Annotated in this window: 13 protein-coding genes; 8 read left to right on the top strand and 5 right to left on the bottom strand. The window is 60.0% G+C overall.

The genetic code is table 11. The features are described 5' to 3' along the window. Positions 1 to 38: 38 nt before the first annotated feature. The gene (locus K3756_RS08845; protein ID WP_259993444.1) at positions 39 to 1,037 is read right to left on the bottom strand and encodes an ester cyclase; all 999 of its coding nucleotides are present in this window, start codon (positions 1,035 to 1,037) and stop codon (positions 39 to 41) included. Positions 1,038 to 1,724: 687 nt separating this feature from the next. On the opposite strand from K3756_RS08845, the gene trkA reads away from it, so the two are divergent. From trkA to K3756_RS08820, 5 genes are all read left to right on the top strand, one after another. Then, positions 1,725 to 3,101 (top strand): Trk system potassium transporter TrkA, encoded by a 1,377-nt coding sequence (gene trkA / locus K3756_RS08840; protein ID WP_259993443.1) that lies wholly within the window; start codon positions 1,725 to 1,727, stop codon positions 3,099 to 3,101. A 28-nt stretch (positions 3,102 to 3,129) separates the two neighbouring features. Further along, a complete protein-coding gene (locus tag K3756_RS08835; protein WP_259993442.1) occupies positions 3,130 to 4,668 on the top strand; it encodes a TrkH family potassium uptake protein in 1,539 nt (512 codons plus the stop codon). Positions 4,669 to 4,794: 126 nt separating this feature from the next. After that, positions 4,795 to 5,034 (top strand): RNA chaperone Hfq, encoded by a 240-nt coding sequence (gene hfq, locus K3756_RS08830; RefSeq protein ID WP_007119530.1) that lies wholly within the window; start codon positions 4,795 to 4,797, stop codon positions 5,032 to 5,034. Further along, on the top strand, positions 5,031 to 6,329 hold the full coding sequence (gene hflX / locus K3756_RS08825; RefSeq protein ID WP_259993441.1) for a GTPase HflX: 1,299 nt from the start codon (positions 5,031 to 5,033) through the stop codon (positions 6,327 to 6,329). Before hfq ends, hflX begins: the two co-directional genes overlap by 4 nt. A 57-nt stretch (positions 6,330 to 6,386) precedes the next feature. Then, complete coding sequence (locus K3756_RS08820; RefSeq protein ID WP_259993440.1) at positions 6,387 to 6,788, top strand: DUF2177 family protein; 402 nt, start codon at positions 6,387 to 6,389, stop codon at positions 6,786 to 6,788. Here K3756_RS08820 and K3756_RS08815 read toward each other — a convergent pair. Together K3756_RS08815 and K3756_RS08810 are read right to left on the bottom strand one after the other, a co-directional pair. After that, complete coding sequence (locus tag K3756_RS08815; RefSeq protein WP_259993439.1) at positions 6,785 to 7,363, bottom strand: pseudouridine synthase; 579 nt, start codon at positions 7,361 to 7,363, stop codon at positions 6,785 to 6,787. The two genes, K3756_RS08820 and K3756_RS08815, sit on opposite strands and share 4 nt — an antisense overlap. A gap of 1 nt (position 7,364) precedes the next feature. Then, positions 7,365 to 9,830, bottom strand: coding sequence for a penicillin acylase family protein (locus tag K3756_RS08810; protein WP_259993438.1), 2,466 nt, complete (start codon positions 9,828 to 9,830; stop codon positions 7,365 to 7,367). 57 nt (positions 9,831 to 9,887) lie between these two features. On the opposite strand from K3756_RS08810, the gene K3756_RS08805 reads away from it, so the two are divergent. Beyond that, complete coding sequence (locus K3756_RS08805; protein ID WP_259993530.1) at positions 9,888 to 10,790, top strand: NAD(P)-dependent oxidoreductase; 903 nt, start codon at positions 9,888 to 9,890, stop codon at positions 10,788 to 10,790. A 58-nt stretch (positions 10,791 to 10,848) separates the two neighbouring features. Here K3756_RS08805 and K3756_RS08800 read toward each other — a convergent pair whose 3' ends face one another. Further along, on the bottom strand, positions 10,849 to 11,415 hold the full coding sequence (locus K3756_RS08800; protein WP_259993437.1) for a YSC84-related protein: 567 nt from the start codon (positions 11,413 to 11,415) through the stop codon (positions 10,849 to 10,851). Between the two features lie 156 nt (positions 11,416 to 11,571). Beyond that, the gene (gene hemB / locus K3756_RS08795) at positions 11,572 to 12,567 is read right to left on the bottom strand and encodes a porphobilinogen synthase (protein ID WP_259993436.1); all 996 of its coding nucleotides are present in this window, start codon (positions 12,565 to 12,567) and stop codon (positions 11,572 to 11,574) included. 118 nt (positions 12,568 to 12,685) lie between these two features. On the opposite strand from hemB, the gene K3756_RS08790 reads away from it, so the two are divergent. Together K3756_RS08790 and mfd are read left to right on the top strand one after the other, a co-directional pair. Further along, entirely contained in the window at positions 12,686 to 13,213 is a 528-nt protein-coding gene (locus tag K3756_RS08790) for a component of SufBCD complex (RefSeq protein WP_259993435.1), read from the top strand. Positions 13,214 to 13,246: 33 nt separating this feature from the next. Then, positions 13,247 to 16,720, top strand: coding sequence for a transcription-repair coupling factor (gene mfd, locus K3756_RS08785; RefSeq protein WP_259993434.1), 3,474 nt, complete (start codon positions 13,247 to 13,249; stop codon positions 16,718 to 16,720). Position 16,721 lies beyond the last annotated feature (1 nt).

Genomic DNA, 16,721 nt, shown 5'->3' with positions numbered 1-16,721 from the left:
AGGGCGGGGGCGGGGGCTGGCCCCCGAATGCCGCTCCTTCACATAAGCTCGCCCAACACATCCACACCCTGCATCTTCAAAAAATGCAGCATGTCGATGAAGATCCAGTTCTCGGCCAACTTGTCCCCCTCGCGGCGATAGATATCGATGACCCGCATGTCCGCCCGGACGGCGTTTGCAGCAATCCCCATGAACCCGGCTGCATTGGTCAGTGTCAGATTGGGCCAGCCGAAAAAGCCACCATAGTTTCCCTCGGCGAGGCGGGCCACGTGCCCATTGAAACTCCGGTCCGCGATACCGCGCCGAAAGGGGGCCTGGTGCTGCTCGATATAGCGGTCGATCGTGTAGGTTGCCCCGATCCCTTCGGGCCCCCACCACAACATGTCGTCGTGCCAATTCTCGCGCATCTCGTCGCGCGGCGTGCGCGCATCGGGATTTTCGTTCGCCGCATCGACGGCAAAGATCATCCGGTCAATCACCGCCAGCGTCTTCGCCCCTTCCGCGGGATCTTCGGCATCGTACAAAAGCCCGTCATGCGGTCTCGGCCCCGGCTGCACCAAATGGGCCGCCGTTTGATCGGGAAACCTCACAATCCCGGCTTGGCGCATCAAATGCAAAAGATCGCAATACATTGCCGTCTCTACAATTTTTCCGTCCGATACCCGGTTGAACTCCGCGTAGCGCAGCATCGCGATCTTGCGGGTTGCCGGTATACCCAACAGCGCTTCATCAAACAGCCCCATCAAGTGCCCCATGGACACAACCCAGATATCGCCGTCTGGCATGTTGTGGTTGCTTGCTGCGAAAAACACATCCTCGCGGCGCTGCATACGGGCGAGTGATTGGCGAACGGGCGACCAGAATGTTTCGGCAACGGCGCTTGGACTGGTCCGCTCGTTGAACGGGTGAAAGCCACGCCAAAGGCAGTCGTCGCTCATCCTATGGCCAAGTATTTCTGCAATATGGTCAATCGGGGCCGTGTCGAGTGCTTGATAATGCGCGCGTACCAGCGCTTTGGCTTCCTGCACATCTTGCATGGGAGAGGTCCTGTACGGGTTCTGTTTGGCCGAAACCTAGACACTTGCACACGTGTGCACCAGCATTATCCGTTGGCGGATACGATATTCCTACCTTGTGCTTCGCCCTACGCTTACGATCCGCACCGCCCCCGTTGCATCCCGCACAAAACAGCTGCTTTCGGTCAGCCTTGGCAATGTGCTTGTCGCACCGGGGGGGTACTTTGTCCGCGATATGTGCCGGACAGGGGTCAATGCTGACGCGGCCGTATCCCCGATCCGCCATGCACTGCGCGGTGACACGGTGTCGTAAGCCCGCGTTTGCATCGTACGAGACCAGATCACCCGGCAGAAGATATCCGCCGCGCACGATGCAATCGCCCTGCGCATTGCACCGTTTGCGGGCAGGGACGTATATCGGAGGCTCTCGGCGCACCTGCGTCGAGACCGGCACCGACGCAAGTGCCGACACCGCGCAGTCGGTCTGATCGCGGTTCAATGTCGCCACGGTTACGCCGGGTTTGTAATAGGTGTCGAGCGGCGCACAGGCAGCCACAACACCGATAAAGATGATCGCGAACAGGGACTTGCTTTGCATGATGCGAGTGTCGCATCCGTTTGGTAAAAATACAATTTATTTGACCCTCCGCGGGCCTTCTGGCATCCCTGACCTCAACGGCCTTCGGGCGCGCACGGGGACAGATAGACATGAAAATCATCATCTGCGGCGCGGGCCAGGTGGGTTGGCAGATTGCCCGACATCTGGCGGGTGAGCGCAACGACGTCACAGTGGTCGACAACAATCCCGATTTGGTGCGGCGCGCCACGGACACACTGGATGTGCAGGGCGTCGCGGGCTTTGCCAGCTATCCGGACGTGCTCGACCGCGCTGGCGCCCGCGATGCCGAAATGATTATCGCGGCCACCCATTCGGACGAAGTCAACATGGTGACCTGTCAGGTGGCGCATTCGGTTTTTGGCATCAACCGCAAGATCGCCCGGCTGCGGTCGCAATCCTATCTCGACGCGATCTACTCCGATCTCTACCGCCGCGATCACATGCCCATCGACGTTGTGATCAGCCCCGAAAAGGAAGTGGCAACAGCGGCGCTTCAACGCCTTTCCGCGCCCGCCACCTTCGATACCGAAGTCTTTATGGACGGCGGCGCACAGCTGCTGGGGATAACGCTGGACGAAGACTGTCCTGTCCTGAATACACCGCTGCGCCAACTGACCGACCTGTTTTCAACGTTGCGTGCGGTGGTGGTCGGGGTTCGGCGCGACGGAACCCTGTTTGCGCCGGAACCCAAGGACCAGCTTTTTGCGGGCGACGATTGCTATGTCTTTGCCCACCGCGATGACATCAGCCGGACGATGGAAATTTTTGGCAAGAAAACATCGTCTCAGGACCGCGTTGTGCTGGTCGGGGGCGGCAATGTCGGTCTGGATGTGGCCCTTGCAATGGAAGGCGGGACCCGCCGTATCAGGGCCAAGGTGATCGAAAAGAACCGGATTTGCGCCGAACGTGCCGCCGAAGCGCTTGAACGGACGATTGTGCTGAACGGCGATGGGCTGGACGCCGCGCTGCTTGCCGAAGCGGGGATCAGCCGCGCAGACGCCATGCTGGCGGTGACAGACGACGACAAGACAAACATGCTGGCCTGTGTCCGGGCAAAGGCAGAAGGCTGCGACTATGTCATCGCGTTGATCAATGATCCGACGCTGGTCCCTTTGATGACGCCCTTGGGCATTGACGCCTACATCAACCCGCGGGCCACCACCGTCAGCTCGATCCTGCGCCACATCCGCCATGGGCGGGTGCGGTCCGTCTATTCCATCGGCGATGCGGAGGCCGAAGTGATCGAGGCCGAAGTGCTGTCGACTTCGCCCATCGCGGGGCGCAAAATCAACGAGATCGAGTTTCCTGAAGGCGCGCTGGTGGGCGCGATCAAGAAAGGAAGCAAGGTTATCCGTCCCATGGGCGATACGCGCATTGACGAAGGCGATGTGATCGCCGTTTTCACCCTGACCAAGGATGTCGAGCAACTCGAGCAGTTGATGCAGGTTTCGATCGACTTTTTCTAGCTGACTGCCCGCACGAAAGGGGTCGCATTTGCGCCGCCAAAGCTATATCAGACGGGAAATAAAGCAGCTGCCGCTGTTCCTGATCCTGTTCGGTGCGATGTCGGTTTCGATGGTCGTACCGGCCGGATTCGGGGCCTACATAGGAGAGCATGATGCGTCACAGGCCTTCTTCTATGCCGGGCTTCTGGGTGTTGTCACCACGCTTATGATCTCCATTGCGCACGCCGGTCGCCGGCCGCGCCACGGGACGCTGGGCCCGCTTTTGTCGTTGTTTTCCGCCTTCGTTTTTCTGCCCTTTTTCCTCGCGGTGCCCTTCATCGAGGCCTTGCCCACAACGCGTTTCATCCATGCCTATTTCGAGATGGTCAGCGCGATGACGACCACCGGGGCCACGATGTTCGCCGATCCCGAAAGGCTGGGTGCGACGCTGCATCTGTGGCGCGCGCAGGTCGGTTGGATGGGGGGGCTTTTGATGTGGGTGGCCGCGGTCGCCATCCTTGCCCCGCTGCATCTGGGCGGGTTCGAGGTGACAGCACAGGCCGAACCGGGGCGCCGCGAATCCAAGCTGAACAATCTGATGGCGCCGCTGGGGTCTAGGGAGCGGTTGTGGCGCGGGATAAACACGCTTGCGCCGCTCTATTGTGGGCTCACGCTCGTCCTGTGGATCGTGCTTGTCTTCAGCGGAGAGCAGTCGTTCATCGCCCTGTGTCACGCGATGAGCGTCATGGCCACATCGGGCATCACACCGTTGTCCGTGACCGATGGCGTGTCGGGCGGGTTGGTCGGTGAGATTCTGATGGCGATGTTCATGTTGTTTGCACTGTCACGGCTGACGTTTTCGACCGACACCGTCACCGCCACCCAAGGCGGCCTGCGCACCGATCCGGAATTCCGCATCGGTCTTGCGATCATTGTCGGCGTGCCGCTGCTGCTTTTTATCCGCCACTGGATCGCAACACTTGATGTGGTGTCCGATACCGGATTTCTGGACGCGCTGCTGGCCCTTTGGGGCGGTGTTTTCACCGTCTTGTCGTTCGTCACGACGACGGGTTTCGTCTCGTCCTCCTGGGCCGATGCGCAAAACTGGTCTGGCCTTGGCAACCCCGGCCTCATCCTGATGGCCCTCGCGCTTATGGGGGGCGGCGTGGCCACAACGGCCGGAGGCGTCAAACTGCTGCGTGTTTTTGCGCTCTACCGCAATGGACTGCGCGAGATGGAACAGTTGGTGCATCCCAATTCGGTCAGCGGCGCAGGCGTGGCGGGGCGGCGATTGCAATCAGGCGGTGCCTTCATCGCGTGGATATTTTTCATGCTCTTTGCCTTGTCCATGACGGCCGTAACCCTTGCACTGGCGGCAACAGGATCAAGTTTCGAAGAAGCGATCATTCTTTCCATCGCCATGTTGTCGACAACAGGTCCGCTGACGCAGGTCGCCGGCGAAGCACCCGTTGCGCTGATCGAACTGGGCACATGGGCCAAAATGATCCTTTGCGGCGCTATGGTGGTCGGCAGACTGGAAACTTTGGCCATCATCGCACTGCTGACGCCCGACCTGTGGCGCGCGTGACACGTGATCGCCTTTTGAATCGGTACCGCCCTGAAATAGGGGCTGGAATCTTTTAATTCCCGTCTGCATAGTCGGATTTCAACCGGGCGGTACTGCCCGGGCCGATAAAAATGGAAAGAACAAACTATGGCGTCTGACAGACAGAATCTTCAGGATGCGTTCCTGAACCACGTACGTAAGACCAAGGTTCCGGTCACGATTTTCCTGATCAACGGGGTCAAGCTGCAAGGCGTGATCACCTGGTTCGATAATTTCTGCGTTCTGCTGCGCCGCGACGGCCAATCGCAACTTGTCTACAAGCACGCGATTTCGACCATCATGCCAAGCCAGCCGATCAGCTTGTATGAGGGCGAAGACGCTTCTTGAGCAAAGCGCAATTCCAGATTGATGAAACCGACGGTCCGCGCACGACGCGGGCGTGGGTACTGCATCCAGATATCCGTACTGATCCCGACCGGCGGGATGCGGAACCGGCTCTGGCCGAAGCGATGGCGCTTGCAGAAGCGCTGCCCGGTCTCGAGGTCATTGGCGGCAATGTCGTACAACTGCGCCAGGTCAGTGCAGGCCAGTTGTTCGGCAAGGGCAAGATCGAGGACACGCGCCAGCTGATCGAGGATCAGGAGATCGAACTGGTGTTGGTCGACGGCCCGGTGACACCTGTTCAACAGCGCAATCTCGAAAAAATCTGGAAGGTGAAACTTCTCGACCGAACGGGATTGATCCTGGAAATTTTCAGCGACCGTGCCGCCACCCGTGAGGGCGTGCTGCAAGTCGAAATGGCGGCCCTCAATTATCAACGCACACGTTTGGTGCGTGCGTGGACCCACCTCGAGCGGCAGCGCGGTGGTTTGGGCTTTGTGGGCGGCCCCGGCGAAACCCAGATCGAGGCGGACCGCCGTGCCATTGACGAACAGCTTGTTCGCCTGCGCCGCCAGCTCGAGAAAGTGGTCAAAACACGTGCGCTTCACCGTGCGGCAAGGGCGAAAGTGCCGTTTCCGATCGTGGCGCTGGTCGGCTATACCAACGCCGGCAAATCGACGCTGTTCAACCGCCTGACCGGTGCGGAAGTGATGGCGAAGGACATGCTTTTTGCGACACTCGATCCCACGATGCGCAGTCTGGAGCTGCCGTATGGTCCCGAGATCATTCTGAGCGATACGGTGGGGTTCATCTCGGATCTGCCGACAGAATTGGTGGCTGCCTTTCGCGCCACACTCGAGGAAGTGCTTGCCGCTGATATTATCCTGCATGTCCGCGACATCAGCCACGAGGAAACCGAAGAACAAGCCCGCGATGTCCGCGAAATCCTGACGTCACTGGGCGTGCCTGAGGACACCCGCAGCTTCGAGGTCTGGAACAAACTCGACCTTGTTCCAGACGAGCGGGCAAAAGCCTTGCGCGAACGTGCGGCACGCGAAGATGATGTGATGGCCATTTCCGCGATCACCGGTGAGGGTCTGGACGTTCTGCAGCAGACGGTTGCGGCCGCGTTGCAGGGGGCCTTGCGTGAAGCGGATCTAGAACTGGACTTTGCCGATGGGCGCAAACGCGCCTGGTTGTTCGAGCAGGATATCGTCTTGCGCGAAGAGCAGACAGAGAGCGGATTTGCCCTCACTGTACGGTGGTCATCGGAACAGGAAGCCGCGTTTCAACGGCTCTGATCCGGGGGCGGCAAAACGCCCGACACATAAGCTAGCAACGCACGCGAGGCCCGGCACATGACGCTTCCTATCCTGTATCTGTCGACCTTTGCGGTCTTTCTGGCGATCGATTTTGTCGGCCTCAGCTACATCGTCAAACCCATATTCGAGCGCGATATCGGGCCCTTGATGCGGGACAATTTCAAAGTGCTGCCCGCCTTCGTCTTTTACGCATTCTTTGTGGGCGTGCTTCTTTGGTTCGTTTCATGGCCCGCAATCACCGCCAATCACAGCCTGTGGTGGGTGTTCGGCAATGCGTTGCTGATGGGCGGCGTGGCATATGGCACCTATGAATTCACAAACCTTGCGATCCTCAAGGACTGGACGACGTCAATGGTGGTGACGGATCTGGTGTGGGGAACCTTGCTGACCGCGGTCGCGACCACGGCGGGTGTCGCCATAACGCGCGCCGTTGCCTAGGCACCCGATGCGCTGGCAAACCGCCACGCGCCGGGGCGCAATTGGTTCAGCTGCCAATCGCCGACCTGAACACGGATCAGCCGCAGTGTGGGCAGGCCCACGTGGGCGGTCATCCGACGGACTTGCCGGTTGCGGCCTTCCGAAATCGTGATGCGCAGCCAGCGGTCAGGAACCGTTTTGCGGAAGCGGACGGGTGGATCGCGTGGCCACAGATCATCCGGAGCAGCGACCTTCTCTGCTTTCGCAGGTTTCGTCATCCCGTCCTTCAGCATCACACCCTTGCGCAACGCCTCCAGCGCCGTGTCGTCTACCGCGCCCTCTACTTGGACGAGATAGGTCTTGGCGAGTTTGTACTTCGGATTGCTGATACGGGCCTGCAGCGGGCCGTGGTCTGTCAGCACCATCAGCCCCTCGCTGTCCCGGTCCAAACGACCGGCGGGATAAAATCCCGGCTCGTCAATATATGCGGACAGGGTCGGGCGCGGGGAGCCTTCGGTTCCCTTGTCGGTGAATTGCGACAACACACCGTAGGGTTTGTTGAACACGATGACGCGCTGGCCCTTTCCGCTCGCCATATCAGGGGGCCGGGATCAGCAACGTCACACCGACCGAAGCCGCGCGCGCGAGTTCTTCGTCAAGCGACATCGGAATATATTCGCCACGTCGCCACAGGGTTGCCATATCGTCGTAGTGGCGCGACAGGAAATGGCCCGACTGTCCGGTCGATGTCACAAAAACGGAACTGTCAGGATCGGCGAAGTCGTAAACCCCACGATATCCGGCACCGTGCACGTTCTGGTATGGATTGGGCCCTGACCCCTTGATACGGCCGCGCAGCAATGTCTGATCGCCGCCCGAAGTCGATTGCCTGATATTCACGAAATACCGCAGCAGTGGCACGTCGCCCAGAACCGGATGGTCATGGGTCGCCTGATGGGCATCGCCCCAGCGCAGGGCCTCAAGGGCTGTGCCGTACTGTTCGTCAATTTCCACGAGCGCGTCATCAAGCGCGAGCCGCGCCATGTCCGCGCATGTCTCCACAGGCGCCGACTGGAACACATCGCACCATGCCGCCGCACCTTCGACATCGCGAAACACCCGTTCGATGAACAACGGTTCGACATGGGTAAATTCATTGGTCAGAGGGCCCAGTTCGTCCCGGATCAGCCGGTCCTGCAATTTGCGAAGCCATGCGGAGTAGATGAGCGGCTCCGGCAGATGTTCGTTCATTTTACCGGACCAGTCGGCAAGAAGCTGAAGCGCGCGCTGGCGCTGGCGCTCCGGTGTGCCGTCTGGCGCGGCTTCTCCGGTGAACCAAAGTTCCGCGCCGATCAGGGGTAACAGGGACCGCGCGGTGAAGCTGACGGTGTCCAGCTGCGCCTCGATAAAGCTGTCGCGGGTGTGGACCTGCCTGCCTTGCATCAATCGCTGCCAGCGCTGCACCCGCTGAGTGTCGCCCCAGACGTAGGACACGTGATTGGGAAAGGGCCGGTCCACCGTTTTGTTGTTCGTGTTGCCCAGAATACCGCCGGACGGGGCTACGAAACCGGGATTGGCCGAGAATGGAAGCGTTCCTTGCCACCGGTTTGCGGCGATCCATCCCGGGCTTGGCATACGTCCCCGGCTTTGGTGCAAGGGGTCGCGTTTTGGCGCCCGACCGATCGTTTTGAGCGCGATGTTGTCACCATCGACAAGCGTCAGGTTCTGGGAGGGGGCAATGAAAAGCTCCGCCGCCGCGATGCCATCCGCGACAGTCTTGGACCGCATCAACTCCATTGCTGCCTGAAGCGTGGTGTCTGCCGGCGACAGAACGGTCCATGCCACCGAAGCCACATGACCGGGCGGGGTGACACTTGCGAGGTTGTAGTGGGTGCCCGGCAGAACCGGGCCGTTGTCGGTCCACCTCAAGGTGAGGGTCACCGGTGCCTCATCCTTGACGTTGATGATCGACGCGCGTTTCGTGAAGGTCTTGAAACCATCAGGGGTGCGGTATTCTTCGACGTTCTCGGGGTTCAGCTCTTCGATATAGACGTCCTGATCGTCCAGATAGCTGCTTGTCAGCCCCCATCCCAATTGCGCAGACCTGCCTGCGAGGACGACAGGAATACCCGGGATCGTAGCGCCGATCACTCCGCCGCTTTGGAGGTTCAGACGCGCCAGATACCAGATGGCGGGCGCGGTAAAGCTGAGATGGGGATCGTTGGCCAAAAGCGTGCCACCCGATGCCGACCGCGCCGGTGCCGCGGCCCAAGCGTTGGACGCGCCCGCAAAAGGCGCGCGTTTGAAGGGCGACAGCGGATGCGCATCGTGCGGTACCGTCGCGGCAAACCGGCGGGCCGTGGGAAAAAGCTGCGCAAAGGCGGGCAGGGCGGCGATACCGTCGCCCGGCGCGTCCGGCAGGATATCGCGCAATCGCGCTTCGTCGGGCAGAGCCAGTGAGACCCGCGCGCGCATCACTTCGGCATCCAGATGACCCGACAATTGCAACCCCATGAGCTTTACGATCGCGATGCTGTCAGCGGGGCGCCACGGGGCCATTGGTGCGTTGAACAAAAACATCTCGGGCGCGCCCCGACCCAACGCCTCTGAATTAATCTGGTCCAGCCGCGCGTTTACACCGGCCGCATAGGCGCGCAGCGCCGCTTGCGTGGTATCGTCCAAGGCCTCGACGGAGGCGACGGACAATGCATAGAGATCCAACCGCCGCAGTAGCTTGTCGGTGTTGAGCGTCGCGGTACCGAAAATCTCGGACAGTCGCCCCTGGGCGGTCCGCCGCAGGGTCGTCATCTGCCACAAACGGTCTTGCGCATGGGCAAAACCCAACCCGTAGAAGATGTCGTTATCGTTCGCCCCGAACACATGCGGTACATTAGCATTGTCGCGCACGATCTCGACCGCTGCGGTCAGGTTGGGAACCTCGATCTCGGCGGTGTAGTCGGGCAGGGACCGCGACGCCAACCAATAGACAAGCGAAATTGCCAGCACACCCAGTACCAGCATTGCCGCCGTCAGACGCACCAGCCAACGAAAAAGAACCGCCATTCAAACCCCAAGCCGTAATTGACCCCAAGGGTCACGGTGTTACGTTCCAGCGCAGCAATAGCGCAACATCGAAGCAAGGAAAAGCATATGGCGAAGCTGGCGTTTTTGGGGCTCGGCGTGATGGGCGGGCCAATGGCAGGACATCTGCAAAAGGCAGGCCATGATGTGACCGTCTACAACAGGACGACGGCCAAGGCCGAAGACTGGGCACAGACGCACGGCGGGAAATTTGCTGCGACACCGCAAGCCGCCGCGAAAGGGGCGGATTTCGTCATGGCCTGTGTGGGGAATGACGATGATTTGCGCTCTGTCTGCCTGGGTGAGGAGGGCGCGTTTGCGGGCATGGCCGAAGGGTCGGTTTTTGTCGATCACACCACCGTTTCAGCCGCAGTTACGACCGAGCTCTACGCCGCTGCAGACAAACGCCGGATCAGCTTTGTCGATGCCCCCATATCGGGTGGTCAGGCGGGCGCGGAGAACGGCCAGCTGTCGATCATGTGTGGCGGCGATATCGGGGCATTCGAGCGCGCGCTGCCCATAATGGACGTCTACTCCAAGATTTGCCGCCGCATCGGTGACAGCGGTGCAGGACAGATGACCAAAATGTGCAACCAGATTGCCATCGCGGGCGTCGTGCAGGGGCTGTCGGAGGCGTTGCATTTCGCCGAAAAAGCGGGACTTGACGGGCGCGCAGTGGTCGAGGTGATCAGCCAGGGCGCCGCTGGCAGCTGGCAAATGGCAAACCGCTACGAGACCATGCTGGACGATGAATTTGACCACGGTTTCGCTGTGGACTGGATGCGAAAAGATCTCGGCATTTGCCTGTCCACGGCGGACGATGTGGCGGCGAGCCTGCCGGTCACCGCGTTGGTCGATCAGTTCTACAAGGATGTGCAAAAGCTCGGGGGCGGCCGGTGGGACACCTCCAGCCTGATCCAACGCTTGCGCAAGATGGGATAGAAAAAAAGGCCGCGCAACCAATGCATTGCACGGCCTTCTTAAATTAAACCTGCATCCTTCAAGGAATGATGCGGGTATATTTCGTGCCCTCGAGCGTGGCCCCGACCCGCAGGCCCGCGCGCCCGAATACGGCTGCCAGAACCGGAGCAAGAACCGTCGTTGTCTCGGCGTTGACGCTGTCGCCGCGGTCGGAAATCACATACTCCAGATCCGCCCCTGCAGCCCAACCGGGCGAGCGGCGGAAATCCTGCAAAGCGTCATCTGTCATGAAGAACAGGACATGCGCGTATTGCTGCGCCCCGATCTGCAAGCCGCCCGACGCTTTGGCCACCGAATAGTAATCAACCGTGGCTGTGTTGACCCGCAAGGCGCCGCGCCCGTATGCCCCGCCAAACCCGAGCCCCGCTTCGGTCACCAGCGGCATGACAAGCATCCCATTGGCCTTTTGCGCAAGCGTCTGGGTGTTGGGAAAGTTGCGATACATCTCGGCAAGCGTGCTGTCCACACGTGCGTCGATTGTGTTGCTGCCGCGGCTGCCGACGCCGTTGCCACAAGCCGCGACCGCGGCTGTGCTGGCAAGCGCGCCCAGACCAAAGGCCCGGCGTGAGAAAGTGATATCTGTCATCAGATCTGCCTGTAATTGTTGTAACACTGCTTTTCGCGCCGGTATTGTCCGACTTGGCTCCTTTGTACGCCGATTTTTGCGCAGTGTCAGCGAAAATACGTCGAATGGCAGGTATTCGCCGTTAAATTATCGTGATTTGCAGGGCCAGCGGGGGCGTCAACCCAATATCCGCGCGGCCATTGGCGCAAAGTAGGTCAGGATGCCATCGCACCCGGCCCGCTTGAAAGCCATCAGGCTTTCCATCATGACGCGTTCCTCGTCAATCATGCCTTGCGCGGCGGCAGCCTTGATCATGCTGTATTCACCCGACACCTGATACGCGAAGGTGGGCGCGCCAAACGCATCTTTCACACGGCGGCAGATATCGAGATACGCAAGGCCCGGTTTGACCATCACCATATCGGCGCCTTCTGACAGATCACGCGCGACCAGTCGCAATGCCTCGTCACTGTTTGCCGGATCCATCTGGTAGGTCTTCTTGTTCCCGGTCAGCGCGCCGGACGCACCGACCGCATCACGAAAGGGCCCGTAAAAGGCGCTGGCGTATTTGGCGGCATAGCTCTGGATCATGACGTTCTGATGGCCTTCGGCTTCCAGAGCCTGCCGGATGGCACCGATCCGGCCGTCCATCATATCTGACGGACCAATGATGTCTGCCCCCGCTCTAGCCTGCGACAGCGCCATTTTAACGAGCGCCTCGACCGTGCGGTCATTGACGATTTCGCCGTCGACCACAAACCCGTCGTGACCGTTGATATTATAGGTGTCGAGCGCGACGTCCGTCATGATCACCATGTCGGGCACGGCCTCGCGGATTGCCCGGATCGCTCTGTTGGCGTGGTTTTCGGGATCCCACGCACCGGCACAATCCTCCGTCCGCTCTTCTATCCCAGTGTAGGGAAAAATACAGATTGCACCGATCCCGAGTTCATGGGCTTCGCGGGCCGCATCGACCATCCGGTCCACAGACCGGCGGAATACACCCGGCATTGACGCAATCTCTTCGCTCACGCCTTCGCCGGAGCGCACGAACAGGGGCCAGATCAGATCCGCTGTGGACAAAGCATTTTCTCGCACCAATCCACGGATACCCTCGTTCTGGCGGGTGCGGCGCAGGCGGGTTGCGGGGAAAGGGGCCTGGATCGGGTTCATGGCGATTGTCCTCGATAAACTGTCCAATCTGAGTGACACGTATTTTTGCGGCTCTCAAGGGTAGGAATTGCCACGCGAGGCGGCTATGAACCCTGAAAGAGACGAAAAGAGCACCGCCTTGGATTGGTATCAGACCCTATTTGAATTGATCGACATGCGGTCGTTTTCCAACCTCTGGTTCTGGATCGTGCTGGCCGTGATGTGGTCCACCATCAGCCATTATGGGCTGGGCGTGCCCTTCGACATGGTATTGCGTGCGCGCAGGCATGGGGGGCAGTACGAAGCTGATCTCGAAGATCTCGTTCGGATCAACACGAACCGACTGCTGTTCATTGCGCGCATATCCGGTTTGTGGATTCTCGGCTTTGCCTGTTTTTTCCTGACGATGCTGGCGATACTGGGTTTCCTGTACCGCAATGAATTCGCCCAGGCGCTGTTCTTGCTCGGGTTTCCGATGTCCCTTGTCGGGCTTGTCAGCCTGTCAACCGCGCGGTTGATCGAACAGGAGGCCGCCACAGGCGAGCGGTTGCGCAAGCGGCTCACCCGCCACAGGCTTTATACGCAGGTGATCGGCATGTTCTCGATCTTTGTCACCGCGCTTTGGGGGATGTACCAGAACCTCAGCGTCGGACCTTTTGGCGGTTGACACTGCCCCGCGTCGCGCCACATGACGCGAGGCATGAAACCATCCAATCATATTACCATTTCGGGCGCCCCCGAGGGATTCGACGCCCGTTTGCTGCTTGAAGAAATGGCAAAGGCGAAGGCGCCGCTGATGCATGTGGCGCGCGACGACAAGCGCATGGCCGCGATGGCCGAAGCGCTTGCGTTCTTTGCCCCCGACACGCCTGTCATCACTTTTCCCGGATGGGATTGTTTGCCTTACGACCGCGTGTCGCCCAACGCGGACATATCCGCGCGCCGTATGGCAACGCTCGCAGGGCTGGTTCACGGAATGCCCGCGCAGTTCATTCTATTGACCACGTTAAGCGCGGCGACACAGCGCGTCCCGGCCCGTGAGGTGCTGAAAGATGCCGCTTTCAGTGCGAGGGTGGGTGACCGCATCGACGAGCGTGCCTTGCGCGAGTTTCTGGTCCGTATGGGTTTTGTCCAGAGCCCGACGGTTCTGGAGCCGGGGGATTACGCAATCCGGGGCGGGATCATCGACATCTTCCCGCCCGGTGATCTCGGACCTGTGCGGCTTGATCTCTTCGGGGACACGCTCGATGGCGCGCGGCGCTTTGATGCGGCGACACAGCGCACGACCGAAAAGCTGGATCTGGTTGAGCTTGCCCCCGTCAGCGAGGTGATCCTCGATGATGCCGCGGTGACGCGTTTCAGACAAAACTACCGCATCGAATTCGGCGCAGCAGGGACGGATGATCCGCTCTATGAGGCGATTTCGGCAGGCCGAAAACATCAAGGCGCAGAGCACTGGCTGGCGTTCTTTTATGACCGCCTTGAGACGCTGTTCGATTATCTGCCCGGGGCCAGCGTGTTCTTGGATGACCAGATTACGCCCGCTCGACTGGCCCGCTGGGACAGCGTCGCAGACCAGTATGAGACGCGAAAGATCGCGATGGCGAACCGGTCGAAAATGGACAGCGTTTATAAACCTGCGCCCGCCGGAGGCCTTTATCTTGATGACGCAGCATGGGAGGCCGCCATCACCGACACGCGCGTGGTGCAACTTGCCCCGCTTCCTCAAGCCACCGGACCCGGCGTCATTGACGCGGGCGGTCGCATAGGGCGGAATTTTGCGCCCGAACGTCAACAGGAATCCATAAGCCTTTTCGGTGCCTTGGCAGACCATGTTAAGGCGAAGATGGCCGATGGTCCGGTGCTGATTGCAAGCTATTCCGAAGGCGCGCGAGAACGTTTGACCGGCCTCATTGAGGATGAAGGGCTTGCCGAAGCGATACCGGTGAAGAACGCCACCCGGGTGGGCAAGCGCGGTCTGCATTTGGCCGTATGGGCGCTCGAGCACGGGTTCGAGGCGCCAAATCTCACCGTTATTTCGGAACAGGATGTGCTGGGTGACAGGCTCATCCGCCGACCCAAGCGCAAACGTCGGGCGGAGAATTTCCTTTCGGAAGTGCAAAGCCTCACGCCGAACGATCTGGTCGTGCACGTCGATCACGGCATCGGTCGCTACAAAGGCATGGAGGTGATCACCGCCGCCGGTGCCGCGCATGAATGTCTCGTGCTTGAATATGCCGAAAGTGCGAAGCTTTATCTGCCGGTAGAGAACATCGAACTTCTGTCGAAATACGGCCATGAAGAGGGGCTGCTGGACAAGCTCGGCGGTGGCGCGTGGCAATCCAAAAAGGCCAAGCTCAAAGAGCGTATCCGCGAGATGGCGGATAAGCTGATCCGGATCGCAGCGGAGCGTTCGTTGCGCAAGGCCCCCGTTCTCGATCCGCCGCCCGGCATGTGGGATGCCTTTTCGGCCCGCTTCCCGTATCAGGAAACCGACGACCAGCTGCGGGCCATCGGCGATGTAGTGGATGACTTGACCAGCGGCAACCCGATGGACCGGCTGGTTTGCGGCGATGTGGGGTTTGGCAAGACCGAAGTCGCCATGCGCGCCGCCTTTGTCGCCGCCATGTCAGGCGTTCAGGTGGCGGTGATCGCACCGACGACCCTGCTGGCGCGCCAGCACTACAAATCCTTCGCCGAACGGTTTCGCGGCTTTCCGATTAACGTGCATCAGCTCAGCCGGTTTGTTACCGCCAAGCAGGCCGCCGCAACGCGTGATGGCATGGTCAAAGGGACCGTCGATATTGTAATCGGCACACATGCGCTGCTGGCAAAATCGATCCGTTTCAAGGACCTAGGTCTGCTGATCATCGACGAAGAACAGCATTTCGGGGTGGGTCACAAGGAACGGCTGAAGGCGATGCGTACCGACATCCACGTGCTGACGCTCACCGCGACACCGATCCCGCGGACACTGCAGCTGAGCCTGACAGGCGTGCGCGATTTGTCGATCATCGGCACGCCGCCTGTCGACCGGCTGTCAATCCGCACCTACGTGAGCGAATTCGATGCCGTGACCATCCGCGAGGCGCTGCTGCGCGAGCATTACCGCGGGGGGCAGTCTTTCTACGTCGTGCCGCGGATCAGCGATTTGCCCGAAATCGAGAGTTTCCTCAAGGAACAGCTTCCCGAACTCAGCTATGTTGTGGCGCACGGACAGATGGCCGCCGGAGAGTTGGATGACCGGATGAACGCCTTCTACGATGGCAAGTTCGACATTCTGCTGGCCACGACAATTGTCGAATCCGGTCTGGATATTCCGACAGCCAACACAATGGTTGTGCACCGTGCGGATATGTTCGGGCTGGCTCAGCTTTACCAGATACGCGGGCGGGTCGGGCGCTCCAAAACGCGCGCGTACGCCTATCTGACCACGAAACCACGCGGGAAACTGACGCCGCTTGCGGAAAAGCGTCTGCGGGTGCTTGGCTCGCTCGATACATTGGGCGCGGGCTTTACCCTTGCCAGTCAGGATCTGGACATCCGCGGCGCCGGCAATCTGTTGGGCGAAGAACAATCGGGCCAGATGCGCGATGTGGGTTTTGAGCTCTACCAATCCATGCTGGAAGAGGCCATTTCCAAGATCAAGTCGGGCGAGCTTGAGGGCGTGATGGACACCGATGGCCAATGGGCACCGCAAATCAATCTGGGTGTTCCTGTGCTGATTCCAGAAGACTACGTTCCCGATCTTGATGTGCGCCTTGGGCTGTACCGCCGGTTGTCGGAGCTGACGACGAAAGTCGAACTGGAAGGATTTGCGGCGGAACTGATCGATCGGTTTGGCAAGCTGCCCCGCGAGGTCAACACCCTGATGCTGGTCGTGCGCATCAAGGCGATGTGCAAACGGGCAGGGATCGCAAAACTGGACGGCGGGCCCAAAGGGGCGACGTTGCAGTTTCACAATGACAAATTCGCCTCTCCCGAAGGGTTGGTGCAGTTCATTCAGGATCAAAAGGGTGACGCGAAGGTCAAGGACAACAAGATCGTCGTCCGCCGGGACTGGAAATCGGATGCCGACAAGATCAAGGGTGCGTTCGCGATTGCCCGAGATCTGGCAGAGCATGTGATTGCAAAGGAAAAGGCCGCGCGGAAAAAGGCGAAAGCCCAGGCTTAGG

Source organism: Sulfitobacter sp. S190 (assembly GCF_025141935.1).
GTDB lineage: Bacteria > Pseudomonadota > Alphaproteobacteria > Rhodobacterales > Rhodobacteraceae > Sulfitobacter.
The sequence above is the reverse complement of the archived record's forward strand: the minus strand, read 5'-3'. Positions and strand labels throughout refer to the sequence as shown.